Origin of the sequence: Enterobacter cloacae complex sp. ECL72 (assembly GCF_019056635.1) — a bacterium.
Lineage (GTDB): Bacteria > Pseudomonadota > Gammaproteobacteria > Enterobacterales > Enterobacteriaceae > Enterobacter > Enterobacter hormaechei_C.
The window spans coordinates 2145912-2170193 of the sequence record NZ_CP077659.1 but is presented as its reverse complement, the minus strand read 5'-3'; the positions used below and the strand labels follow the sequence as shown (position 1 = coordinate 2170193).

Here is a 24282-nt window from a genome sequence, read left to right as displayed (position 1 = left end):
AAGACAAGGTGCATTTACGCCTATGAAGCCTTCTATCGTCGCTAAACTGGAAGCTCTGCACGAGCGCCATGAAGAAGTCCAGGCGCTGCTCGGTGATGCCGGGACCATTGCCGACCAGGAACGTTTTCGCGCGCTGTCGCGTGAATACGCGCAGTTAAGTGATGTTTCAAAATGCTTTACCGACTGGCGACAGGTCCAGGAAGATATCGAAACCGCGCAGATGATGCTCGACGATCCTGAGATGCGCGAGATGGCGCAGGAAGAGTTACAGGATGCGAAAGCGCGTTCAGAAGAGATGGAGCAGCAGCTTCAGGTGCTTCTGCTGCCGAAAGATCCGGATGATGAGCGTAACGCCTTTGTGGAAGTCCGCGCCGGTACCGGTGGCGACGAAGCGGCGCTGTTCGCCGGAGATCTGTTCCGTATGTACAGCCGGTATGCCGAATCCCGTCGCTGGCGCGTGGAGATCATGAGCGCCAACGAAGGCGAGCATGGCGGCTACAAAGAGGTTATCGCCAAGATCAGCGGCGACGGCGTGTACGGTCGTCTCAAGTTTGAATCCGGCGGTCACCGCGTGCAGCGCGTGCCTGCGACAGAATCTCAGGGACGCATTCATACGTCAGCCTGTACGGTGGCGGTGATGCCGGAGCTGCCGGAAGCGGAACTGCCGGATATCAACCCGGCAGATCTGCGCATCGACACCTTCCGCTCATCAGGGGCAGGTGGTCAGCACGTTAACACCACCGACTCCGCTATCCGTATTACTCACCTGCCCACCGGGATTGTGGTTGAGTGTCAGGATGAACGTTCCCAGCACAAGAACAAAGCTAAAGCGTTATCCGTGCTGGGCGCCCGTATCCACGCGGCGGAAATGGCGAAACGCCAGCAGGCGGAAGCCTCTACCCGCCGTAACCTGCTGGGCAGCGGCGATCGTAGCGACCGTAACCGTACCTATAACTTCCCGCAGGGTCGCGTAACCGACCATCGCATCAACCTGACGCTCTACCGTCTGGATGAGGCGATGGAAGGCAAGCTCGATATGCTGATTGAGCCTATCGTGCAGGAATACCAGGCCGACCAGCTGGCGGCACTATCCGAGCAGGATTAATGGATTTTCAGCGCTGGTTACGCCATGCCGCCAGTGAGCTTTCTGCAAGTGAAAGCCCGAAGCGCGACGCCGAAATTCTGCTTGAGCATGTGACGGGTAAAGCCCGCACGTATCTTCTGGCTTTCGGCGAAACCGCTCTGACCGCTGAACAGCAATCGCAGCTGGAGGCGCTGCTTGCCCGCCGTAAAACCGGCGAGCCGGTGGCGCATCTGGTTGGCGAACGCGAGTTCTGGTCACTTCCGCTGTACGTTTCAGCGGCCACGCTGATCCCGCGCCCGGACACCGAGTGTCTGGTGGAGCAGGCGCTGGCGCGGTTACCGGCGCAGCCGTGTCAGATCCTCGATCTCGGTACTGGCACCGGCGCGATTGCGCTGGCGCTTGCCAGCGAGCGACCGGACTGCACCGTGACGGCGGTAGACGTGATGCCTGATGCGGTCGCCCTCGCGCGGCGCAACGTTGAACGGCTGGGGCTGAACAATGTTTCCGTTCTGCAAAGCAGCTGGTTTGCCGCGCTTGAAAGCCGCATGTTTGAAATGATTGTCAGCAATCCGCCCTACATCGACGAAGACGATCCGCATCTCGCGCAGGGCGACGTGCGTTTTGAACCTTTGACCGCGCTGGTCGCTGCGAATCAGGGACTTGCGGATCTCGATCACATTGTGACAACGTCACGACAACATTTGCTTCCCGGTGGCTGGCTGCTGGTGGAACATGGCTGGACGCAGGGAGAGGCGGTGCGAGCGCTGTTTACGCGTGCCGGATACGCTGCCGTGGAAACCTGCCGGGATTACGGCGGCAATGAACGTCTGACGCTGGGGCAGTGGTCATGAGCCTGTTTACGCTGCTGATCTCCGTTCACCTGATTTCCGTTGCCCTGACCATTGGCTTTTTCATTGCCCGCTACTGGTGGCGCTACAGCAACAATCCGCTGATTAACGCCCGCTGGGTACGCATCGCCCCGCACTGTATCGACACGGTGCTGTTCCTTTCCGGAGCCGGGTTAATGTGGAAAACCGGCTATCTGCCATTTACTGATAAAGGCGCATGGCTGACTGAAAAGCTGTTTGGCGTTATCATCTACATCGTTTTGGGTTTTATCGCGCTTGGGCGTCATCGTCCGCGCAGCCAGCAGACAGGGTTTATCGCCTTTTTGCTGGGTCTGGTGGTGCTGTACATCATCATTAAACTCGCCACCACAAGAATACCGTTACTGGGGTAAGTCATGAGGTCCTTAGCCGATTTCGAATTTAACAAAGTGCCGCTCTGCGATGGTATGATCCTGATTTCAGAGATGATCCGCGACGATTTTACGTCACAGTACGTTTACGCTGAACTGGAGAATCTGGTCAGCCTGGCGCGCGAAGAGATCAATCAGGCACGTCCGCAGGACTGGCAATTAGAGAAGCTGATTGAGCTTTTCTACGGCGAATGGGGTTTCTGCGACACGCGAGGCGTGTACCGCCTGTCTGACGCACTGTGGCTGGACCAGGTGTTGAAAAATCGTCAGGGCAGCGCCGTCGCGTTGGGCGCCATTTTACTGTGGGTTGCGCACGAGCTGGATATTCCACTGGTGCCGGTCATTTTCCCGACGCAGATGATTTTGCGGGCGGAGTGGCTGGACGGTGAGATGTGGTTAATCAATCCGTTTAACGGCGACACGCTGGATGAGCATACGCTGGACGTCTGGCTGAAAGGCAACATCAGCCCGATAGCTGAGCTGTTCAATGAAGATCTCGATGAAGCCGATAACGCCGAAGTGATCCGTAAGCTCCTGGATACGCTGAAGTCTGCGCTGATGGAAGAGCGTCAGATGGAGCTGGCTCTGCGCGCAAGCGAAGTGCTGTTGCAGTTCAATCCGGAAGATCCGTACGAAATCCGCGACCGCGGCCTGATTTATGCGCAGCTCGACTGCGAGCACGTGGCGCTGAATGATTTGAATTATTTCGTCGAGCAATGTCCGGAAGACCCGATCAGCGAGATGATCCGCGCGCAGATTAACGCGATCGCGCATAAACACATTACACTGCATTAATCTTAATTCCGATTCACACCTGAATAAGGCGATCCTATGAAACAAAAAGTGGTTAGCATTGGTGATATCAACGTGGCAAACGACCTGCCGTTCGTGCTGTTTGGCGGTATGAACGTTCTGGAATCCCGCGATCTCGCTATGCGCATCTGCGAACACTACGTGACCGTGACCCAAAAGCTGGGCATCCCGTACGTGTTTAAAGCCTCTTTTGACAAAGCCAACCGCTCCTCCATTCACTCCTACCGTGGCCCGGGCCTGGAAGAGGGGATGAAGATTTTCCAGGAGCTGAAACAGACGTTTGGCGTGAAAGTGATCACCGACGTGCACGAAGCGTCTCAGGCACAGCCCGTGGCTGATGTGGTAGACGTGATTCAGCTTCCGGCGTTCCTCGCTCGCCAGACTGACCTGGTAGAAGCGATGGCGAAAACCGGTGCCGTGATTAACGTGAAAAAACCGCAGTTCGTGAGCCCTGGCCAGATGGGTAACATCGTCGACAAGTTTATCGAAGGCGGTAACGACCAGGTGATCCTCTGCGACCGTGGTTCAAACTTCGGTTATGACAACCTGGTTGTAGATATGCTGGGCTTCAGCGTGATGAAGAACGTCTCTAACCAGTCTCCGGTGATTTTCGACGTGACCCACTCCCTGCAATGCCGCGACCCGTTTGGCGCCGCGTCTGGCGGGCGTCGTGCGCAGGTGACCGAACTGGCGCGCGCCGGTATGGCAACCGGCCTGGCGGGTCTGTTCATTGAAGCGCACCCGGATCCGGCTAACGCGAAATGCGACGGTCCATCCGCGCTGCCGCTGGAGAAGCTGGAGCCGTTCCTGAAACAGATCAAAGCGATTGACGATCTGGTGAAGAGCTTCGACGAGCTGGATACCAGCAACTAATAAAAAAACCCGCTTCGGCGGGTTTTTCTTTGCCCGGCGGCGCTACGCTTGCGCGAGCCTACGGGTTTCGTAGGCCGGGTAAGCGTAGCGCCACCCGGCAAAAAAATTACGCAAATATCGTCATCAGATACGCAATAAACAGCGCCATATGCGCCGCGCCGTTCAGCACATTGGTGCGGCCGGTGGAGAAGGATATCTGGCACAGCAGCAAGGATGCCACCATCACAATCATCTCTGGCGCACCCAGCGCAAACTGCAATTCATTTCCCGTCATAAAGGCAATCAACGTCACCACCGGAACGGTAAGGGAGATGGTCGCCAGAACGGAGCCGAAGAACAGATTCATCGCCCGCTGCACCTGATTATTGAGCACCGCTTTCAGCGCTCCCAGGCCTTCTGGCGACAGGATCAACAGGGCCACCAGGAAACCGGTAAAGGCGACCGGCGCGTTCAGTTCAGTTAATAGCGCCTCCAGCGGGTTCGCATTCATCTTGGTGACCGCAATAACGGCAATCAGATGCACGATCAGCCAAACCGTATGCCACGCGCTGCTGTGCGCCGACGGCTTACCGTGATGCGGGTCATCGTCGTCGCCGTCGTCTTCATGCTCGTAAACAAACAGGCTCTGGTGCGTTTTGGTCTGGATCAGCAGGAACACGCCGTACATCGCCGCGGAAATCAGCGCCACCAGCAGCGCCTGGCCGGTGGTGAAATTTGCACCCGGCAGCGCCATCGGAAATACCAGCACAATAATCGCCAGCGGGAACAGGGCGATCAGGTACTGTTTAATGCCAAAGAGGTTCATGTACTGGGTGGCAAATTTGCGACCACCTAATAAAAGTGAAAAACCGACCAGGCCGCCGGTAACAATCATAATGATGGAGTAGAGCGTATCGCGCATTAGCGTTGGCGCGGCGTCGCCGGTGGCCATTAATGCGGAAATTAAACTGACTTCAAGAATCACAACCGAAAGGCTTAAAATTAATGACCCATACGGCTCTCCAAGACGGTGGGCTAACACATCCGCATGGCGTACCACGCTAAATGCACTGGTTAAAATACCCACCAGAGCCAGAATATTGATCCCCACAACCACTGGCAATGACTGACTGCTTCCCCAGAAGAGCAGCACAGCCAGTGCCAGAACCGGGAAAATGAGAGAGGTCTCCTTGTGGCGGGTTTTTACCGCCTCGTGTGTTGCTGTCATGTGTTTCTCCAACAATGCAGGTGCTTGTAATTATAGATAGATTTTAAAGGTATTAAATTAACAGAAATCTGTTAAATACCCTGTATTTTTTACTTAATTTTACCCTTTATTATAATTTTTATGTCTGAGGCTTATAATGCCTTATCTCTGTTAAATATTAGTTTAATAACAATGAATTACATTTTTATATTGTTCATTTCTTTCTGTCGAGTGGCACCCTCGCGTATCGTCGTCCACACTTATCTTTTAGCCAAAAGAGAGGTTAACGATGCCATACAAATCGAAAAGCGAATTACCGGATAACGTGCAAAACGTATTGCCTGCCCACGCCCAGGATATCTACAAAGGAGCCTTTAACAGCGCCTGGGATCAGTACAAAGATAAAGAAGATCGCCGGGACGATGCCAGCCGTGAAGAGACGGCGCATAAGGTGGCCTGGGCCGCCGTGAAAAATGACTATGAGAAAGGGGACGATGATAAATGGCACAAAAAGAAATAGCCGCCAAATAACACGCTGCCTCCATTTTGACATTTCAGGCGGTTGACCTGCCGCTGTATTGCATCTGGCCCGCGAATTGCTTATCGTTGCTCAACTGCTGTTAAAATGAACAGCACAGAATGCCGGGAAGGCGAATTACAGATGTCGCAAGGAAGCATGCAGTGGCGGAGGTGGAATGTGTTAACGCGTGATTTCTTGATGAAGGCAGATTGTAAGACGGCATTTGGTGCTATTGAGGAATCGCTTCTGTGGTCGGCTGAACAACGTGCGGCGTCGCTTGCGGCAACGCTGGCCTGCCGCCCGGATGATGGCCCGGTCTGGATCTTTGGTTACGGCTCGCTGATGTGGAACCCGGCGCTCGAATTTGTTGAATCAGCAACCGGAACGCTGCCTGGGTGGCACCGCGCCTTTTGTTTGCGCCTGACCGCCGGACGTGGCAGCGCCTGTCAGCCTGGCCGCATGCTTGCACTAAAAGAGGGCGGGCGCACCACGGGCGTGGCATACCGGCTGCCGGATACCACGCTGGAAGATGAGCTGACGCTGCTGTGGAAGCGCGAGATGATCACGGGCTGCTATATGCCCAGCTGGTGCAAGCTGGAACTGGATGACGGGCGCACCGTCAACGCGCTGGTGTTCATTATGGATCCGCGCCACCCGCTGTATGAAGCCGATACCCGAACCCAGGTGATTGCCCCGCTGATTGCCGCCGCCAGCGGACCGCTGGGCACTAACGCCCAGTACCTTTTCTCGCTCGATCAGGAGCTGACGCGTCTCGGTATGCAGGACGACTGTCTGAGTGAGCTGGTGGTGAAGGTGAAAGCGCTGCTGGAAGGGAACCCGCTCAGCAATACGCTGCGGCCGGGTTTTGCCTGATAATACGCCCGGCTGACCGGGCGTTTACGGTTATGCCGCCACGTAACTTACGGAATGTTCGAGCGACTGGCTGTGGCTGTCGATCAGCACATCCCAGGGTGCCGGTGTAAGGCACCGTCAGCCAGGCCTTATCGTCCTGGACGGTAAGGATATCTGCCTGCGATTGCTTCTGTCCTTTTGTACTCATCAGATGGATGCGGCAACGCTCTGAGCAACGCACCACTACCGTATCCCCGCCAAACAGTTTCAGACTCGTTTTAACTCGTGCCATTTTATACCCCGTCGTTTTTGCCCATCCCGAGCGTGATGTTGTTCACAATTTACTCATTGCATAACACCAAAGGGGCAGGGGTGGGATGCTGATTTCGATCAAAAAATGGCGCAACGATTAAACAAAAATGACAAAATCCCTGAAACCTTTCAGCGGACGCGCGTTTACCCTGCTTAACGCGCGCCCGGGAAAAATTATATGCGGAAATGGCCAGCGGTCTCAGCAAGGTCGCCTGCCTGGCTTTGCAGCGCGCTGGCCGCAGCAGCAGACTGTACAACAAGTTCGGCGTTCTGCTGCACCATGCGATCCAGGTGAGTCACCGCGTGGTTAATCTCATGGATCCCTTTCATCTGCTCGCGGGTGGCAATGGATATTTCACGCATAATGCCTGACACGCTCCCGACGCTGGCGCGGATCTCATCCATGCTGTCGCCCGCAAGGTGCACAAACCGGGAGCCGGTTGCAACGCTTTCGGTGGTGGAATCAATAAGGGATTTGATCTCCTTCGCCGCCTGAGCACTGCGGCTGGCCAGGTTACGTACTTCCCCCGCAACGACCGCGAACCCACGGCCTTGCTCCCCGGCACGCGCCGCTTCCACCGAGGCGTTAAGCGCCAGAATATTGGTCTGGAAGGCGATGCCGTCAATGACGCTGGTGATATCGCCGATTTTCGCGGAAGCCAGTTCGATGGACTGCATGGTGCTGATGGCCTGAGCGACGACGTCGCCGCCGCGGGATGCGGCGGCAGAGGCCTTGCTCGCCTGTTCGTTCGCTTCTGCTGCCGACTCGTTTGACTGCGTAACGGAGGCCGTGATCTCTTCCACGGCGCTGGCGGTTTCGCGAAGGCTTGATGCCGCCTGCTCGGTACGCCCGGAAAGATCCTGATTACCTGCCGCAATCTCATGCGCGGCGTTTTTCACTGAGGCGCTGGCATCACGCAGCTGAACCATCACCACAGAAAGCTTATCGCTGAAGGCGTTAAACGCCTGCGCGATTTGCGCCACTTCATCGCCCCCCTTATCCGGCAGACGCTGCGACAGATCGTTAGTACCGTTGGCAATGTTGTTCATCGCGTCACGGATACCGGACAGCCGCTTAAGCAGGCGGGCAATCAGGAGGTGCATGAGGGCTCCGCTCAGCAGGGCAAGGATCGCCAGAGATAGTGCAGATGCTTTCAGCAATGACCGCATCCCGGCGGTGGCATCGCTGTTATCGAGCGCCACAACCAGCAGCCAGTGCGTCCCCGGTACGGCGGTGGCCAGGAACGTTTTTTCGCGTCCGTTAAACGTTCCGTCAATCAGGTTGCCGCTTTTCAGGGCGGCAAAATCGGTCCCTTTGATCGTCTCCGTAAAAGGCTTAAGCGTCAGCGCAGGATCGCTGCCGGCAATAACGGTGCCGTTGCTGTCCAGAAGCAGTCCGCTGCTGGCCGGGGTCGGGTGAATACCGCGCACGTTAGCTACCACGCTGTCCATTGCCACATCGCCCGCCACCACCGCTTTCAGGGCACCTTGCTCTTTAACGGGTACCGCGAACGTCACCACCAGTTTCCCGGTGCCCGCGTCCACATAGGGTGCAGTCACTACCGGGCCATCAGCGCTGACGGCCTGCTGATACCACGGGCGAAGGGTGGGATCGTAATCTGCGGGTACCCCGGTTGGGTCAGAAAATTTAGCCGTTTTGCTGGCATAACCCACGTAGACGTTGGTGAATCCACCCGCCAGCGCAAGCTGTTTAAACACCGGAACCGGATCGTCGCTGAGCGCGACCGGCTGCGCCGAGGTGATGACGGTCATTTTGCTGTTCACCCAGTCGGCAATCGCCATGTTGTGGCTGGCGCTGGTGCTGGTCAGAATATCGCGCTGCGACTGCTGATTATCCTGGCGCGTGACCTGAAAGTTAATAATGGTATTAAGAAGAAGGGCGACGACCAGACAGCCTGTCGTCGCGGCAATGATGCGGGCGCGAATGGATCTGAACATAAGTGTAATACCTGCTGTGTTGTTTCCATGCCTATCGGCAACGGTGCAGGTAAACTTGATGCTGAAACCGCGTCCATAAGAAAATAATATTTTTATCGGGTTATTATTAAAAAGTTAATACTTTATCGGCGGAAAGCGTCCATTCAGCCAGCTCCACCAGCGTGCCAATTTCCACGCCATCAATCAGCGGTAGCCCGGTAATGCCGCGCCCGTCGGTACAGGTTTTGCACAGTTTGACCGCAACGTTTTGCGCGGTCAGGATCTCCAGCATTTGTTGAATGTTGTAGCCCTCTGCGGGTTTCTGCCCCTTCAGCCCGGCCGTGACGGCATCGGACATCAAAAAGAGGCGCAGCTCCAGCTCACTCTCCTTATCGCGCAGCGCGATTGCCAGGCGCAGGCTGTTAAAAAGGGATTCACTGCCGTAGGCCGCACCGTTGGCGACGATCACAATCTTCTGCATGTTGACTCCTGTTCTTTGAAAAGGCACGAATATTGCTTCTCGTACCGAAGAATACGTATCGGGGAGAGAAACGATGACGATAGTGGCTGGCAGTTCCCCTGGCGCAACCGAATGGTTCCAGCGTGCGAGAATGTTGCGCGAGGAACAGCTCGGCAGACTGGCGCAGCTGGGCGCACTGGTGAACGGCATCAGTCGACTGGTGCATATGCTACAGTGCGAGCGCGGTGCGTCAAATGTCTGGCTCTGCTCGCAGGGCAAATTGTACGCGCCTGAATGCAAGGCCAGCAGGGCCCTGGTGGATGAAAACCTCGCCGCATTGCACCGTCTGTTTAACGAACCGCTGCCTGGCAGCGCCCTGTGCGAACGTATTGCCAGCGCACTGCACGGCCTTGAGACGCTAACGGCGCTGCGTGATGGCGTTACAGGTCAACGCGTCACCGCGCCGCAGGCGATGGAACATTACAGCCGCATACTGCGTCATTTGCTCAGTATCGTACCCCAACTCAGCGACAGCATTGACGATCCGCACATCGCGGGCCGATTTGTGGCCCTTTACAGCCTGATGCAGGGCAAAGAACTTGTGGGACAAGAGCGGGCGCTGGGGGCTATTGGTTTCACCCAGGGATTCTTTGACGATGAAACCCGCCAGCGGCTGGTGGATCGCATTGATGGCCAGCAGGCCTGCTTTGAGGTTTTTATCTCCCATTGCACTCCAGACGTGCAGGAGTCATTTACCCTCAACTGCCTGCCGGGTCTGGAGACTGAAAAACTCAGGCGTGAAGCGTGCACCCGCCAGCCTCCGGCAGATAACGGCGATACCGCCCTCAAATGGTTTGCCCTGCAAACCGCGCGCCTTGAGCACCTGCGCACGCTGGAGGAGGTGGCAATTGCCGATCTGATGACGGCAGTTGAGGAGCGCCGCTATAGCGAAAACCTGCACGCAGACGATGAGCACGACGATATCCTGGCGCGATTTCCTGACAGACCGCTGCTGCCGTTGGTGCGCCAGCAGGCGCGTGAAATTGAGCAACTCTCCCGTCAGCTTGCTTCCCTGCGCGACACGCTGGAGGAGCGTAAGACCATCGACAAAGCCAAAAGCGTGCTGATTACGCACCAGAACATGAGCGAGGAGCAGGCGTGGACCGCCCTGCGCAAAATGGCTATGGATAAAAACCAACGCATGGTGGATATCGCCCGTGCGCTGCTTACGGTGAAAAATTTGTGGAAGATACCCTCTGGGGAGTAGTTGCACAGTCAGTGGGCATTTTGTGCCTGATTGAGGTGCGTAATACAGCGCTCTTCTTGCATAAACCCCGTAACGCCGGGGATGAAAAGCTGGCATTACCTTTGCATTAACAGATTAACCATTTTCGACGATGCGCCAACGGCGGTGCATGCGTCTTCGGGATAAAGGCGTCCACCGGTGCTTCAGCACCGTCGGGCGCTTTTTTTTGCCTTTTTTCAGGAGCAATTATGGCGGATTTGTCGAGACGGCGGTTATTGCAGGCCAGCATGCTGGCGAGTGGTGCGATGCTGTTGCCGGGTGTCATGCAGGCCGCATGGGCGGCGGGGTCAGATAAGCCGGAGCAGGATACCGTGCGTATCGGGTTTATCCCCCTGACCGACTGCGCGCCCGTGGTTATCGCGGCCCTGAAGGGGTTCGATAAAAAACACGGCATTACTATTGTGCCGACCAAAGAGGCGAGCTGGGCGGCGGTGCGCGACAAGCTGGTGGCGGGCGAACTGGACGCCGCGCACATTCTTTACGGCCTGCTGTACGGTCTGGAGCTGGGTATCGCGGGCAAGCCGCAGCAGATGGCGAACCTGATGACCCTCAACCAGAACGGTCAGGCCATTACGCTCTCCAGCGATCTGGCGGAGAAGGGCGTTCGTGACCTCGACGGGCTGAAAAAGCTGATTGCGCAGCAGGCGCCGGGAACCTACACCTTCGCGCATACCTTCCCGACGGGAACGCACGCCATGTGGCTCTACTACTGGCTGGCCAGCGCGGGGATTAACCCGTTTGACGACGTGCGCACCGTGGTGGTGCCGCCGCCGCAGATGGTGATGAACATGCGCATTGGCAACATGGTCGGGTTTTGCGTTGGCGAGCCGTGGAACGCGCGGGCGATTAACGACCGCATCGGATTTACCGCCGCCACGTCGCAGTCCATCTGGGCCGATCACCCGGAAAAGATCCTCGGTACCCGACGCGACTGGGTGGCGAAAAATCCGCACACCGCACGGGCGCTGGTGAGCGCCGTGATGGAAGCCGCGCGCTGGATCGAGGCGTCAGCGGAAAACAAACGCGAAACCGCGCAGATCCTCTCGCGCCGCGCCTGGCTCAACTGCAAGGAACAGTATCTCACCGGACGTATGCTTGGCGAGTACGACAACGGGGTCGGTCAGCGCTGGCAGGATGCGCACCCGATCCGTTTCTTCAACGAGGGTGCCGTGAGCTACCCGTATCTCTCAGACGGGATGTGGTTCTTAACCCAGTTCCGCCGCTGGGGCTTGCTCAACGCCGCGCCGGATTACGCGGGCATTGCACAGCGCATTAACCAGACCGCGGTCTGGCAGGATGCCGCGACCGCCGTGGGCGGCATGTCCACACCGTCATCACCATATCGCAGCAGCACCCTGATGGACGGCACCGTCTGGAACGGCACCGATCCGGAAGGGTACGCCAACCGCTTCGCCATTCACCGTAAAGGGGCCTGAGTATGCAGCATCTGCAAAATACAAAACCACAAGAGACGTCAGAGAGCGGGGAAGTGATTGTCCTGCCTCCGCTACAGGTTCGCCGTCGTGCGCCAGCGTTTACGCGTCGGATGAATGATTTTTTACAGCGCGTCATCCCGGCGCTGCTCGGTCTCGGCCTGCTGGTGGTGCTCTGGCAGCTGGCAGCGATAAACAGTAAAGGCTTTCCGACGCCGCTCAGCACGCTCGATTCGGCCATGACCCTGTTTGCCGATCCGTTTTATCGCGACGGGCCAAACGATATGGGCATTGGCTGGAACGTGCTGGCGTCGTTGCAGCGCGTCGCCATCGGCTTCGGTCTGGCGGCGATGGCGGGCATTCCGCTGGGCTTTTTGATTGGCCGCTTCACCTTTTTCTCGCGCATGTTCAACCCGCTGATCGCGCTCCTGCGTCCGGTCAGCCCGCTGGCCTGGCTGCCTATCGGCCTGCTGCTGTTCCAGAAAGCGGAGCCTGCATCGAGCTGGACCATTTTTATCTGCTCCATCTGGCCGATGGTGATCAACACCGCTGAAGGGGTACGCCGTATTCCGCAGGACTACCTCAACGTGGCCCGGGTGTTGCAACTCTCAGAGTGGACCATCATGCGCCGCATTCTTTTCCCCGCCGTGCTGCCTGCGGTGCTGACCGGGGTACGTCTTTCCATTGGCATTGCCTGGCTGGTGATTGTCGCCGCCGAGATGCTCACCGGAGGTTTAGGCATTGGATTCTGGATCTGGAATGAGTGGAACAACCTCAACGTCGAAAACATTCTCATCGCCATCGTCATCATTGGCGTGGTCGGGTTGCTGCTGGAGCAGGGGCTGATGCTGATCGCCCGTCGCTTTAGCTGGCAGGAAAAATAAGGAGTGAAGATGAAACCGTTAATTCAGGTCCAGGCCGTGAGCCAGCGTTTTTCCACCGCCAGCGGCGAGTTTCTGGCGCTGCAAAACGTCTCTTTTGATATCCACGAGGGCGAAACCGTCAGTCTGATTGGTCACTCCGGCTGCGGCAAGTCGACGCTGTTAAACCTGATCGCCGGGATCACGCTGCCGACGGAAGGCGGGCTGATTTGCGACAACCGCGAAATCGCCGGGCCGGGGCCAGAGCGCGCGGTGGTGTTCCAGAACCATTCGCTGCTGCCGTGGTTAACCTGCTTCGACAACGTGGCGCTGGCGGTGGATCAGGTCTTCCGTCACACCATGAGTAAGGCCGAGCGCAAAGCGTGGATTGAACACAACCTCGACCGGGTGCAGATGGGCCACGCGCTGCATAAGCGCCAAGGGGAGATCTCCGGCGGCATGAAGCAGCGCGTCGGGATTGCCCGGGCGCTGGCGATGAAGCCGAAAGTGCTGCTGATGGATGAGCCGTTTGGCGCGCTCGATGCGTTGACGCGTGCCCATCTTCAGGATTCGGTGATGCAGATCCAGCAGGCGCTGAACACCACCATCGTGCTCATCACACACGACGTGGACGAGGCGGTACTGCTCTCTGACCGCGTACTGATGATGACCAACGGCCCGGCGGCCACCGTGGGTGAGATCCTGCGCGTCGATCTGCCGCGCCCGCGCAACCGGGTGCAGCTGGCGGACGACAGCCGCTATCACCACATGCGCCAGCAGATCCTCCATTTCCTCTACGAAAAACAGCCGAAAGCGGCGTAATGAGGGGGCACGATGCGACTGGTCATTATCGGTAATGGTATGGCGGCAGCCCGGCTGATTGCGTCGCTCACCGGGCGTGTTCCCGGTCGTTTCGCTGTCACCGTCATCGGTGACGAGCCGGAGCAGGCGTACAACCGCATCCAGCTTTCGCCGGTGCTGGGTGGCGAAAAGCAGGCGGAGCACATCTGTCTGCACGATGAAGACTGGTACACGGCACGAGGCGTGACGGTGCTGCGAGGAGAAAAGGCGCTCGCAGTAGACGTCAACGCGCGTGAAGTGCATACCTCTGCTCGCACGCTGGGCTGGGATGCGCTGGTGTTTGCCACCGGGTCTACCCCTGTCGTGCCGCCGATCCCCGGGGGCGATGCGCCGCATGTGTTCACCTTTCGCACCCTGGCAGAGACCCGCGCCATCCGGAACCTCTCCGGACCGGCGGTAGTGCTGGGCGGCGGCGTACTCGGCGTGGAGGCCGCGGCAGCGCTGGCGCGCAACGGTGACAACGTCACGCTCGTGCATCGCGGTCCGTGGCTGATGGAACAGCAGCTGGATCAGCAGGCGGGACTGCTGCTGGAAGAGGCGCTGGCGGTGCGGGGCGTACGCTGTGAACTCGCCTCCGGCATCACCGCCATCGCTGACGATGCCGTGACGTTGCTCGACGGACGCCGCATCGCCGCCACGCGCGTGGTGCTGGCCACGGGCGTGCAGCCCAACGTTGCGCTGGCAAAAGCCAGCGGCATTCGCTGCGCGCGCGGCATCGTGGTGGATCAGCAGATGCAAACCTCCGTGCCGGATACCTACGCCATCGGCGAGTGCTGCGAAATTGACGGCCAGACGTTTGGCCTGGTCGCCCCCTGTCTGGCGCAGGCGGATATTCTTGCCGCGCGGCTGGCCGGGGAGGTCACCGCGCCGTTTACCCTGACCGACAACGGCGTGCGCCTTAAGGTGACCGGCGTGGCGCTGTTCAGCCTCGGACGCGCGACGGCGCAGGCGGACGATGTGGTCTGGAGTTCATGGGATCCGCTCACCCGTCACTATCGACGTTTACTGATCCATCAGGGGGCGCTGGCTGGCGTGCTGCTGATGGGTGACTGCCGCAGCGCGGCAACCTTTACCGATTTACTGGCAACGGCTGCGCCCGCCCACGCGGACTGGCTGTTCGATCGTTTCACAACGCAACCGCAGGTTGCAGGACAGAACGCTATGACAAAACCTACTCTGGTGGTGGTTGGGCACGGTATGGTCGGCCATCATTTCCTCGAAGACTGCGTTAACCGCAATTTGCATCAGCAGTATCAGATTATTGTTTTTGGCGAAGAGCGCTATGCCGCCTATGACCGCGTGCATCTGTCGGAATATTTTGGCGGACGCAGCGCGGACTCGCTCTCGCTGGTGGCGGGGGCGTTCTTTGCCGATAACGGCATTGAGCTGCGCCTCTCGCAGCAGATCGTCGCTATCGATCGTGATGCACACGTAGTGCGCACCGCCAGTGGCCATGAGACCCACTGGGACAAACTGGTGCTGGCGACCGGCTCGTACCCGTTCGTCCCGCCCGTTCCGGGCAACGATCTGCCGGGGTGTTTTGTCTACCGCACCCTCGACGATCTGGACAACATTGCGGCCCATGCGGCAGGCTCTCGCCGCGGTGTGGTGATTGGCGGCGGCCTGCTGGGGCTGGAGGCGGCAAATGCGCTTAAGCAGCTCGGGCTGGAAACTCACGTGGTGGAGTTTGCGCCGAACCTGATGGCGGTGCAGCTCGACAGCGACGGCGCGGCAATGCTGCGCAAGAAAATTGAGGCGCTGGGCGTAGGAGTACACACCAGTAAATCGACGACGGAGATTGCCACCGCAGACAACGGGCTGGTGCTGCGCTTTGCCGATGGCGAGCAGCTGGAAACGGACATGGTGGTCTTCTCTGCCGGTATTCGGCCGCAGGACGCGCTGGCGCGCAGCAGCGGGCTGGCTGTCGGCGAGCGCGGCGGGATCTGCATTGACGACGGCTGCCGGACCTCCGATCAGGACGTGCTTGCCATCGGCGAATGCGCGCTGTGGGAGGGGAAAATCTTTGGCCTGGTGGCACCAGGCTACCAGATGGCGCGCGTGGCCGCCGCTGTGCTGGCGGGTGAGGAGAAGCGCTTCACCGGCGCGGATATGAGTACCAAACTCAAGTTGCTGGGCGTGGATGTGGCGTCGTTTGGCGATGCCCACGGGCGCACGCCGGGGGCGCTGAGCTACCAGTGGACGCACGGGCCGCAGCAAATCTACAAAAAGATTGTGGTCAGCCACGACAGCAAAACCCTGCTGGGTGGCGTGCTGGTGGGCGATGCCAGCGAATACGCCACGCTGGTGCAGATGATGCTCAACGGCATCAGCCTGCCAAAAGAACCGGAAACGCTGATCTTACCCGCGTCGTCAGGCGGCGCGCCGAAAGCGCTGGGCGTGGCGGCGCTGCCGGAAAGCGCGCAGATCTGTTCGTGTCATAACGTCAGCAAAGGGGATATCTGCCAGGCGGTAAGCGCGGGTGCGACGGATATCGGCGCCATTAAGCAGTGCACCAAAGCGGCGACCGGCTGCGGAGGCTGTAGCGCGCTGGTGAAGCAGGTGATGGAGTTCCAGCTTGCGGAGCAGGGCGTGGAGGTGAAGAAAGATATCTGCGAACACTTCCCGTACTCGCGTCAGGAGATTTACCACCTGGTGCGCGTCAACCATATCCGCACCTTCGACCAGCTTATCAGCCGCTACGGTCAGGGGCACGGATGCGAGATCTGTAAGCCGCTGGTGGGGTCGGTATTGGCTTCCTGCTGGAACGAGTATCTGCTGAAACCGGCGCATCTGCCGTTGCAGGACACCAACGACCGCTATTTCGCCAATATTCAGAAGGACGGAACCTACTCCATCGTCCCGCGGATGCCTGCGGGTGAAGTGACCGCCGACGGGCTGATCGCCATCGGCCAGATCGCGAAACGCTATAGCCTTTACAGCAAAATTACCGGCGGGCAGCGTATTGACCTGTTTGGCGCCACGCTCGAGCAGTTGCCTGAAATCTGGCAGGCGCTGGTAGAGGCCGGGTTTGAGACCGGACATGCTTACGGGAAATCCCTGCGCACGGTGAAATCCTGCGTCGGGTCGACCTGGTGCCGCTACGGCGTGCAGGATTCCACCGGCCTCGCGGTCAGGCTGGAGCACCGCTACAAGGGGCTGCGCGCGCCGCACAAAATCAAAATGGCGGTCTCCGGCTGTACCCGTGAGTGCGCAGAGGCGCAGAGCAAAGACGTAGGGGTGATTGCCACGGACAAAGGCTGGAACCTCTATCTGTGCGGCAACGGCGGGATGAAGCCGCGCCACGCGAATCTCTTCGCCAGCGATCTGGACGACGAAACGCTGATCCGCACCGTTGACCGTTTCCTGATGTTCTACATTCGCACGGCAGATCGTCTGCAACGCACCAGTACCTGGATGGATAACCTGGAAGGCGGCCTCGACTATCTGCGCGAGGTGATCCTCAACGACAGCCTGGGGATCGCCCACGAGCTGGAGCAGGAGATGGCCCGGGTGGTGGAGACTTACCAGTGCGAATGGCAAACCACCCTTAACGATCCTGACCGCCTGGCGCTGTTCCGCACCGCGGTGAACGTCCCCGCCGCGGAGGAGAACAAGCGCTGGCAGGAAATTTGTAATATCGACGAGATCCCGGAGCAGGCGGGCATTGGCGCGCATCTTGGGCGCAAACCGATTGCGCTGTTCCGCTTTGGCAAAACCGTTTATGCCCTCGACGATCGGGAGCCGGGCAGCCGCGCGAACGTGCTCTCACGCGGCATCCTCGGCGATGCGGCGGGGGAACCGGTGGTGATCTCGCCGCTCTACAAGCAACGTATTCGTCTGCGCGACGGGTGTCAGGCTGAGAGCGGGGCGCCTGCGGTGCGTGCCTGGCCGGTAAAAATTGAAAACGGCAAGGTGTGGGTTGGAAATGAAGAGCTGGTGATGCGCGCGGAGGCCTCATGACGGAAACCCGGACAACGTGCCCTTACTGCGGGGTGGGCTGCGGCGTGGTCGCCAGCGCAGACGGTGAAAAGGTGAGCATTCGGGGGGATGAAACTCATCCGGCGAATTTCGGTCGTCTGTGCGTAAAAGGATCCGCCCTTGGGGAAACCACGGGGCTACAGGGACGACTGCTGCGCCCGGTTGTCGATGGCCGGGAGGTGGCATGGCCGCAGGCGCTGGGCGAAGCGGGCGAGCGGCTGCGGAACATTATCAACGAATGGGGGCCGCAGGCGGTGGCGTTTTATGCCTCCGGCCAGCTGTTGACCGAGGATTACTATGCCGCCAACAAGCTGATGAAAGGCTTTATCGGGGCGGCGAACATTGATACCAACTCGCGGCTGTGCATGTCATCGGCGGTGGTGGGCTACAAACGCGCCTTCGGTGAGGACGTGGTGCCGTGCAGCTACGAGGACGTGGAAAACAGCGATCTGGTGGTACTCGTTGGCTCGAACGCGGCCTGGACGCATCCGGTGCTGTATCAGCGGCTGGTGCAGGCAAAACACAACAATCCGCAGATGAAAGTGGTCGTGATCGATCCGCGTAAAACCGCCACCTGCGATATCGCCGATCTCCACCTCGCGCTCAGACCCGGCAGTGACGCCGGGCTGTTTGTGGGGTTGCTCAATCTGATTCAGGGGCGCGGCGAGTGGCCGATCCCTCGCGTGGCGGCGTTTTGCGATCTGCCTTCAGACGAGATTGGCACCTTCTACGACTGGTTTGTCACCGCGCCACGCGCGATCACGCTCTACACCATGGGGATCAACCAGTCCTCCAGCGGCAGCGACAAGTGCAACGCCATCATTAACGTGCATCTTGCCAGCGGAAAGTTCAACCGTCCTGGCTGCGGCCCGTTTTCGCTGACCGGACAACCAAATGCCATGGGCGGGCGGGAAGTGGGGGGACTGGCGAATCAGCTGGCGGCGCACATGAACTTCGAGCCGGACGATCTCGCGCGCGTGGCGCGTTTCTGGGGAACGGAACGGCTGGCGCAGACCCCGGGCCTGATGGCGGTGGAACTGTTTGACGCCATTGCCCGCGGCGAGGTGAAGGCGGTGTGGATCATGGGCACCAACCCTGCCGTGTCACTTCCCGACAGCCACGCGGTGTGCCAGGCGCTGGCGGCCTGCCCGCTGGTCATGGTATCTGAGGTGATGCAGGAGACGGACACCAGCCGGTTTGCCCATATCCGTTTTCCCGCCCTGGGCTGGGGCGAGAAAAACGGCACGGTGACCAATTCAGAACGCCGTATCTCCCGCCAGCGCGCCTTTCTGCCTGCGCCGGGCGAGGCCAGACCGGACTGGTGGATCATCGCCCGGATCGCAGACCAGCTCGGTTATGGCGATGCCTTCGCCTGGGAACACCCTCAGGAGATATTTTGTGAACATGCGGCGCTGACGGCGTTTGAGAATAACGGCGAACGGGCGCTAAACCTGCGCGAACTGGCGTCGCTGTCGCGAGAGGCGTGGGATGAGCTGGCGCCGTATCAGTGGCATGCCGGTGATTTCCCGCAAAGAACGCTTGTTCCGGTTGACCCCTCCCCGCATGGGGCAGGCGTCGACGAATTGTACCCCTTGATACTGAATACCGGGCGGATCCGCGATCAGTGGCACACCATGACCCGCACGGGGTATGTTCCGCGCCTGATGCAGCATATCGATGAGCCTTTTGTTGAGACGAACGCAACCGATGCGGCGCGCGCTGGGCTGACTGACGGCCAGCTGGCGCGGGTAAGTTCCCCGCGCGGAGTGATGGTTGCCAGAGTACGTATCTCCACCGCGCAGCGTGCAGGCGAGCTGTTTGCGCCGATGCACTGGAACGCGCAATTTGCCCGACAGGGTAAGGTCAATGCGCTGGTGGAAGGGCGGGTTGATGCCGGGTCCGGCCAGCCGGAGAGTAAACAAACCGCGGTGAGGATCATACCCTGGCTACCCGCCTGGCAGGGTGAACTGTATGCCCGCGAGCTGCCAGCGCTGCCGCCGTCGGTCTGCTGGTGGCGTAAAGCCTCACGTCTGACGGTGGCGGGGGAGCAGCCGTTGCTGTCGTGGATCATGGCGTACGCCAGCGGTCGGGGCTGGCAGTTACAAGTGGCACAGACGGGAGAACGCAGCAGCGTGCTCGCCTGGCATCACGGTGAGCTGATGCTGGGCTACTGGGAGGGCCATACGCTGCCGGCGCTGGCGCATGCGTTTATTGAAGAAGCCTTTGCTGCTGCGCCCGTCCAACTTGCTGAACGCCATGCGCTGCTGCACGGGCAACGGCCGGACGAAGATGCCGATCCCGGGCGAATTATCTGTAGCTGCTTCAGCGTGGGTGAAAATACGATACGTAAGGCAATAGCCGGAGGCTGTGATTCTGCCCCAGCGCTGGGCGTGAAGCTGCGCTGCGGCACGAACTGTGGTTCCTGCGTGCCGGAGCTGAAAGCGCTGTTGGGATAATAGTGTAAGGGCGTCGGGTGGCGGCTTCGCACCGGTACGAATTTGTAGGTCGGGTAAGGCGAAGACGCCACCCGACAAATCTTTTCAGGATATTCCTGAAATTTCTCTTAAGACTGGTTTTCAGGGCTTATGGCGTTAACATAATAAGTGTTTGTTCATAAACACAGGTTCTGATTGACGACGTTGAAGGCTGTATCGTCCCGCATCCGTTTTTTGCTGTTACTCCCCCTTTTTACGGCTGGAGCCGTTCATGGTGCGCCGAAATCCTTCGTGCAGCAGGCGCAAAATCCGTTTGATAACAACGGCGATAGTCTGCCAGATCTCGGCATGGCGCAACCGACCAGCGAAGGCGAAAAGCATCTGGCTGAAATGGCTAAGGCCTTCGGTGAAGCCAGTATGACCGATAACGGCCTGACGGCCGGGCAGCAGGCGCGACAGTTCGCGTTTGGCAAGGTGCGGGATGCCGTGAGCGGGGAAGTCAACGAGCAGATTGAATCCTGGCTTTCACCTTGGGGAAACGCCAACGTCAATGTGCTGGTGGATGACGACGGCAACTTTAACGGCAGCAGCGGAAACTGGTTTATCCCCTGGAACGACAACACCCGCTATCTGAGCTGGAGCCAGCTTGGGCTGACGCAGCAGACAGACGGGCTGGTGAGTAACGTCGGGGCAGGTCAGCGCTGGGTTGCCGGAAACTGGCTGCTGGGCTACAACACTTTTTACGACAACCTGCTGGAAGACAACCTGCAACGTGCCGGGCTGGGCGCAGAGGCGTGGGGTGAAAACCTGCGCCTGTCGGCCAATTACTACCAGCCGTTCGCTGGCTGGCAGCCGCGTTCCGACATCCGCGAGCAGCGCATGGCGCGCGGGTACGACGTAACGGCCAAAGCCTGGCTTCCCTGGTTTCACCACCTGAACACCAGCGTCAGCTTTGAACAGTATTTTGGCGATAACGTCGATCTGTTTAACAGCGGTACGGGGTATCACAACCCGGTTGCGGTCAACCTGGGGCTGAACTATACCCCCGTACCGCTGGTCACCCTGACGGCTGCCCATAAGCAGGGGGAGAGCGGCGTTAGCCAGAATAACCTCGGGCTGAAGCTCAACTATCGTTTTGGCGTGCCGCTGGCGAAACAGCTTTCCGCCGGGGAAGTGGCGGCGACGCGCTCGCTGCGGGGGAGCCGCTATGATTCACCCGATCGCGATAATCTGCCCGTGATGGAATTCCGTCAGCGCAAAACCCTCTCGGTATATCTGGCCACGCCGCCGTGGGATCTTAAGCCAGGCGAAACGGTGATGCTGAAGCTGCAAATTCGCAGCACGCACGGTATCCGGCAGATCCACTGGCTGGGTGATACCCAGGCGCTCAGCCTGACCTCACCGGCAAACGGCAACAGCAGCGATGGCTGGAGTGTGATCATGCCTGTATGGGATGATTCAGAAGGGGCGAAAAACGCATGGCGGCTTACGGCCGTGGTGGAAGATAAGGATGGGCAGCGTGTCTCCTCCAATGAGATCACGCTTTCCGTGGTGCAACCGCTCGTCGCAATGCCTGCCGACGATCCACGGTGGAAGTTGCTGCCGGATGAGTAAGTTAAAAAATGCGCTCCTGATGCACCCAGACGGCGGCTTCGACGCGGGATTTTAACTTCATTTTTTTCAGCATGTGTTTGACATGCACTTTGACCGTGCTCTCGGTGATGTCCAGACGGCGGGCGATCATTTTGTTCGGCAGCCCCTGGGCAATCAGCTTCAGAATGTCACGCTCACGCGGGGTCAACTGGCTGACGTCACGATCAGACGTGGCGCGGTTCGCACGCAGGCTGGCGGCCAGTACCGGCGTTAACGCTTCACTCAGCACCATCTCGCCTGCGGCAGCCTGTTGCAGCGCCTTGAGCAGATCTTCCGGCTCCATATCTTTCAGCAGATAGCCGTCTGCCCCTCGCTTGAGGGCGGTGACCACGTCTTCTTCATGGTTTGAGACGCTGAAGACCACCACCCGGCCAGAGAGGGATTTCTCCCGCAGCTTGTCGAGGGTTTCCAGGCCATTCATGCCCGGCATGTTGAGATCGAGCAAGATCAAATCAGGATCGAGCGATTCGGCAAGTTCAATACCCTGTTCGCCGTTACTGGCTTCCCCGACGACGGTGATATCTGGCGCCATGCTGACAAGCTGTTTAACGCCAGTGCGCAGCATCGGATGATCGTCAATCAACAGGATAGATGCCGGTTCCTGATTAGTCATGGTTTTCTCCTTGAGCAGTTATGAGGGGCTTTTCGGGTATAAAGGTGACCACAACTTCGGTGCCACCTGACTCTCCCCGGCGAACCTGGCAATCACCGCGCAGGCTTTGCGCGCGGTCTCGCATGATAATTAAACCATAATGGTTCGTTCGTTCGGCATTTTCCGGCACGCCGCGGCCGTTATCCTGAACCCTGAGCTTCACCTGATTATCCTGGCAGCTGACGGTGACCGTGACGGCCGTCGCCTCGGCATGCTTGAGCACGTTGCTCAGGGCTTCACGGGCAATTTGCAGCAAATGGATCGTCTGGTGAGAGGGAACAAAACGCGGTGGCAACTGGTAATCCAGTTTCACCGGGAAGCCCAGCCGGGCACTAAACTCCTGACAGCTGGACTCCAGCGCAGGGCGCAGCCCCGGCTCGGTGAGCTGCAAACGGAAGGTGGTCAGCAGCTCGCGAAGCTGAACCCACGAGGTGTTAAGCTCGTTGCGGATCTGGCTGAGCAGCTGTTTGCTGCTCTCGGGCATGCCTTCGTCCTGCATTTGCAGGCAGCTCACCTGCATCTTCATGCAGGAGAGGGACTGGGCGATGGAGTCGTGCAGCTCGCGGGCGATGGTGGCACGCTCCTCCATCACGATCAGCTGCTGCTGTTTCTCCTGGTGGCGGTCGAGCGCCAGCGTGGCCGTGAGCTGCTCAACAAGCGTATCGACCAGCTGCTGCTGGTCGTGGCTCAGGTGACGTCCGGCGGGCAGGGTGGCCAGCAAAATACCGTACTGGGTATGGCTGTCCATCAGCCGCCACTTGAGGGTCGTGCCGCTGGTGGTAAGCGGCGGCAAGCCGCGCGGGCACAGATGACACCCTTTATCGTCGCAGGAGATGTCCGACTGACAGGTAAATTCCTGATGGTTTTCCTCATCTTCAACGTCGTAAACCCGTAGCTCAAGATCGTGGAGCAGAGTCAGGTTTTGCAGGCCGTTCAGTACCGGCGAGAGACGTTCGCAAAGCGGGACCTGCATATGCAGGCGACGGTTTGCCTGCCAGAGGAAAGAGAGGATCTCGTTTTTCTGCTCAAGCCCGGCGGTTTTCTCCTGGACGCGTTGTTCCAGTACCGCGTAGCTTTCTGATAGCTCTGCCGACATGGTGTTGAGCGCCTCGCCGAGCATCGCCATTTCGTTGCGCCCGCTGATGTGCGTGCGCTGGGTAAAATCGCGCTGTGTGACGGCGCGGGCCATCGCCAGGAGCTGTTTCCAGGGGTTAAGCAACCGCGCGCGCAGCCAGATAACCGTGAAAATCAGCAGCAAACCCATAAACAGCGCCATTGCGCGGTGAACCATCACCACACGGTCAATGCGTAACTCCGTGGTGCGATCGAACGAGGAGACAAGATGATCGATGCGTGATACAAACCCGGCGACATCCCGGGCGACCGTTTCCCGGTCTTCCGCCCGCTTTAATCCGGGCTCCAGTTGGGTATGCCAGTAGCCCTGAAGCGCCTTAAGCTGAGATTGCTGACCGTCACGGATGGCGGCTCTTTCCAGTTCAGGGCTGAATGCGGTACGCTCCATTTCGTCGATAAGCGGTTGGTCAGCCTGCGTCAGCGGCACCGACGCCAGCAGCCGGTAACTCTGCATACGTAGCGAGCCTGCCTCGTTGATGGCATGCGCGTTACCCTGTACACCCTGTACCAGCCAGCCAGAAATAGCCATGCCGGTCACGCCGATAGCGGTGGACAGCAGAACAATAAGCGCCAGCTGGTTAACCAGCGTCAGCGGAGATAAACATCTTTTTAACATAGAGTTGCCGGGCTCCTGACGTGACCTGATTGCAGGAATGGCGCTATTCTGGTGCATA

General features: G+C 58.9%; 19 protein-coding genes and 1 pseudogene. 14 read left to right on the top strand and 6 right to left on the bottom strand.

From position 1 onward, the window contains the following. Window positions 1–22 precede the first annotated feature (22 nt). Genes prfA through kdsA form a run of 5 tightly spaced genes read left to right on the top strand, consistent with a single transcriptional unit; the run spans window position 23 to window position 4028 of the window. Window positions 23–1105 carry a peptide chain release factor 1 gene (gene prfA / locus KTH07_RS10595; protein WP_003856667.1) on the top strand — a complete coding sequence of 361 codons (1083 nt, stop codon included), beginning with the start codon at window positions 23–25 and terminating at the stop codon, window positions 1103–1105. Continuing rightward, entirely contained in the window at window positions 1105–1935 is an 831-nt protein-coding gene (gene prmC, locus KTH07_RS10590) for a peptide chain release factor N(5)-glutamine methyltransferase (protein WP_023303859.1), read from the top strand. Before prfA ends, prmC begins: the two co-directional genes overlap by 1 nt. Beyond that, entirely contained in the window at window positions 1932–2324 is a 393-nt protein-coding gene (gene sirB2 / locus KTH07_RS10585; RefSeq protein WP_023296762.1) for an invasion regulator SirB2, read from the top strand. Before prmC ends, sirB2 begins: the two co-directional genes overlap by 4 nt. Window positions 2325–2327: 3 nt before the next feature. Beyond that, on the top strand, window positions 2328–3137 hold the full coding sequence (gene sirB1 / locus KTH07_RS10580; protein WP_006810913.1) for an invasion regulator SirB1: 810 nt from the start codon (window positions 2328–2330) through the stop codon (window positions 3135–3137). 36 nt (window positions 3138–3173) lie between these two features. Continuing rightward, window positions 3174–4028: a 3-deoxy-8-phosphooctulonate synthase gene (kdsA, locus tag KTH07_RS10575; RefSeq protein ID WP_023303858.1), complete on the top strand. Its 855-nt coding sequence runs from the start codon at window positions 3174–3176 to the stop codon at window positions 4026–4028. Window positions 4029–4134: 106 nt separating this feature from the next. Here kdsA and chaA read toward each other — a convergent pair whose 3' ends face one another. Beyond that, on the bottom strand, window positions 4135–5235 hold the full coding sequence (gene chaA / locus KTH07_RS10570) for a sodium-potassium/proton antiporter ChaA (protein ID WP_003856672.1): 1101 nt from the start codon (window positions 5233–5235) through the stop codon (window positions 4135–4137). A gap of 268 nt (window positions 5236–5503) precedes the next feature. Between chaA and chaB the strand changes: the two genes are divergently transcribed. Then, window positions 5504–5734 carry a putative cation transport regulator ChaB gene (gene chaB / locus KTH07_RS10565; RefSeq protein WP_032619559.1) on the top strand — a complete coding sequence of 77 codons (231 nt, stop codon included), beginning with the start codon at window positions 5504–5506 and terminating at the stop codon, window positions 5732–5734. Window positions 5735–5911: 177 nt separating this feature from the next. Further along, window positions 5912–6607 (top strand): gamma-glutamylcyclotransferase, encoded by a 696-nt coding sequence (locus tag KTH07_RS10560; RefSeq protein ID WP_017384255.1) that lies wholly within the window; start codon window positions 5912–5914, stop codon window positions 6605–6607. Window positions 6608–6637: 30 nt separating this feature from the next. On the opposite strand, the pseudogene KTH07_RS10555 reads toward KTH07_RS10560, so the two are convergent. The 3 genes and pseudogenes from KTH07_RS10555 to KTH07_RS10545 form a co-directional block, all read right to left on the bottom strand. Continuing rightward, window positions 6638–6878 (bottom strand): annotated as a pseudogene (locus KTH07_RS10555) (hypothetical protein). A gap of 194 nt (window positions 6879–7072) precedes the next feature. Next, window positions 7073–8857 (bottom strand): methyl-accepting chemotaxis protein, encoded by a 1785-nt coding sequence (locus KTH07_RS10550; RefSeq protein ID WP_023303857.1) that lies wholly within the window; start codon window positions 8855–8857, stop codon window positions 7073–7075. Window positions 8858–8963: 106 nt separating this feature from the next. Next, window positions 8964–9317: a DsrE/DsrF/TusD sulfur relay family protein gene (locus KTH07_RS10545; RefSeq protein WP_017384253.1), complete on the bottom strand. Its 354-nt coding sequence runs from the start codon at window positions 9315–9317 to the stop codon at window positions 8964–8966. A 73-nt stretch (window positions 9318–9390) separates the two neighbouring features. Between KTH07_RS10545 and nasR the strand changes: the two genes are divergently transcribed. The 7 genes from nasR to KTH07_RS10510 all read left to right on the top strand — a co-directional run bounded on the left by nasR (window position 9391) and on the right by KTH07_RS10510 (window position 21783). Beyond that, window positions 9391–10563, top strand: coding sequence for a nitrate regulatory protein NasR (gene nasR, locus KTH07_RS10540; RefSeq protein ID WP_217310945.1), 1173 nt, complete (start codon window positions 9391–9393; stop codon window positions 10561–10563). Between the two features lie 227 nt (window positions 10564–10790). Next, the gene (locus KTH07_RS10535) at window positions 10791–12038 is read left to right on the top strand and encodes a CmpA/NrtA family ABC transporter substrate-binding protein (protein WP_023296759.1); all 1248 of its coding nucleotides are present in this window, start codon (window positions 10791–10793) and stop codon (window positions 12036–12038) included. A gap of 2 nt (window positions 12039–12040) precedes the next feature. Next, window positions 12041–12919, top strand: a complete 879-nt coding sequence (ntrB, locus tag KTH07_RS10530) for a nitrate ABC transporter permease (RefSeq protein ID WP_017384249.1) — start codon at window positions 12041–12043, stop codon at window positions 12917–12919. A gap of 9 nt (window positions 12920–12928) precedes the next feature. Further along, the gene (locus KTH07_RS10525) at window positions 12929–13717 is read left to right on the top strand and encodes an ABC transporter ATP-binding protein (protein WP_217310943.1); all 789 of its coding nucleotides are present in this window, start codon (window positions 12929–12931) and stop codon (window positions 13715–13717) included. 12 nt (window positions 13718–13729) lie between these two features. After that, complete coding sequence (gene nirB, locus KTH07_RS10520) at window positions 13730–17716, top strand: nitrite reductase large subunit NirB (RefSeq protein WP_023303854.1); 3987 nt, start codon at window positions 13730–13732, stop codon at window positions 17714–17716. Continuing rightward, entirely contained in the window at window positions 17713–20190 is a 2478-nt protein-coding gene (locus tag KTH07_RS10515; RefSeq protein ID WP_023303853.1) for a nitrate reductase, read from the top strand. The genes nirB and KTH07_RS10515 overlap by 4 nt, the downstream gene beginning before the upstream one ends. A 174-nt stretch (window positions 20191–20364) precedes the next feature. After that, on the top strand, window positions 20365–21783 hold the full coding sequence (locus tag KTH07_RS10510) for a YchO/YchP family invasin (RefSeq protein ID WP_017693301.1): 1419 nt from the start codon (window positions 20365–20367) through the stop codon (window positions 21781–21783). 1 nt (window position 21784) lies between these two features. Here the strand turns inward: KTH07_RS10510 and narL are convergent, their stop codons facing one another. Continuing rightward, on the bottom strand, window positions 21785–22435 hold the full coding sequence (gene narL, locus KTH07_RS10505; protein WP_003856701.1) for a two-component system response regulator NarL: 651 nt from the start codon (window positions 22433–22435) through the stop codon (window positions 21785–21787). Beyond that, window positions 22428–24224 carry a nitrate/nitrite two-component system sensor histidine kinase NarX gene (narX, locus tag KTH07_RS10500; protein WP_063161930.1) on the bottom strand — a complete coding sequence of 599 codons (1797 nt, stop codon included), beginning with the start codon at window positions 24222–24224 and terminating at the stop codon, window positions 22428–22430. The genes narL and narX overlap by 8 nt, the downstream gene beginning before the upstream one ends. Window positions 24225–24282 lie beyond the last annotated feature (58 nt).

Excerpts from the sequence above, each read along its gene's own strand:
- prfA (WP_003856667.1), top strand. The coding sequence starts at position 23 with ATGAAGCCTTCTATCGTCGCTAAACTGGAAGCTCTGCACGAGCGCCAT.
- prmC (WP_023303859.1), top strand. The coding sequence starts at position 1,105 with ATGGATTTTCAGCGCTGGTTACGCCATGCCGCCAGTGAGCTTTCTGCA.
- sirB2 (WP_023296762.1), top strand. The coding sequence starts at position 1,932 with ATGAGCCTGTTTACGCTGCTGATCTCCGTTCACCTGATTTCCGTTGCC.
- sirB1 (WP_006810913.1), top strand. The coding sequence starts at position 2,328 with ATGAGGTCCTTAGCCGATTTCGAATTTAACAAAGTGCCGCTCTGCGAT.
- kdsA (WP_023303858.1), top strand. The coding sequence starts at position 3,174 with ATGAAACAAAAAGTGGTTAGCATTGGTGATATCAACGTGGCAAACGAC.
- chaA (WP_003856672.1), bottom strand. The coding sequence starts at position 5,235 with ATGACAGCAACACACGAGGCGGTAAAAACCCGCCACAAGGAGACCTCT.
- chaB (WP_032619559.1), top strand. The coding sequence starts at position 5,504 with ATGCCATACAAATCGAAAAGCGAATTACCGGATAACGTGCAAAACGTA.
- KTH07_RS10550 (WP_023303857.1), bottom strand. The coding sequence starts at position 8,857 with ATGTTCAGATCCATTCGCGCCCGCATCATTGCCGCGACGACAGGCTGT.
- KTH07_RS10545 (WP_017384253.1), bottom strand. The coding sequence starts at position 9,317 with ATGCAGAAGATTGTGATCGTCGCCAACGGTGCGGCCTACGGCAGTGAA.
- nasR (WP_217310945.1), top strand. The coding sequence starts at position 9,391 with ATGACGATAGTGGCTGGCAGTTCCCCTGGCGCAACCGAATGGTTCCAG.
- KTH07_RS10535 (WP_023296759.1), top strand. The coding sequence starts at position 10,791 with ATGGCGGATTTGTCGAGACGGCGGTTATTGCAGGCCAGCATGCTGGCG.
- ntrB (WP_017384249.1), top strand. The coding sequence starts at position 12,041 with ATGCAGCATCTGCAAAATACAAAACCACAAGAGACGTCAGAGAGCGGG.
- KTH07_RS10525 (WP_217310943.1), top strand. The coding sequence starts at position 12,929 with ATGAAACCGTTAATTCAGGTCCAGGCCGTGAGCCAGCGTTTTTCCACC.
- nirB (WP_023303854.1), top strand. The coding sequence starts at position 13,730 with ATGCGACTGGTCATTATCGGTAATGGTATGGCGGCAGCCCGGCTGATT.
- KTH07_RS10515 (WP_023303853.1), top strand. The coding sequence starts at position 17,713 with ATGACGGAAACCCGGACAACGTGCCCTTACTGCGGGGTGGGCTGCGGC.
- narL (WP_003856701.1), bottom strand. The coding sequence starts at position 22,435 with ATGACTAATCAGGAACCGGCATCTATCCTGTTGATTGACGATCATCCG.
- narX (WP_063161930.1), bottom strand. The coding sequence starts at position 24,224 with ATGTTAAAAAGATGTTTATCTCCGCTGACGCTGGTTAACCAGCTGGCG.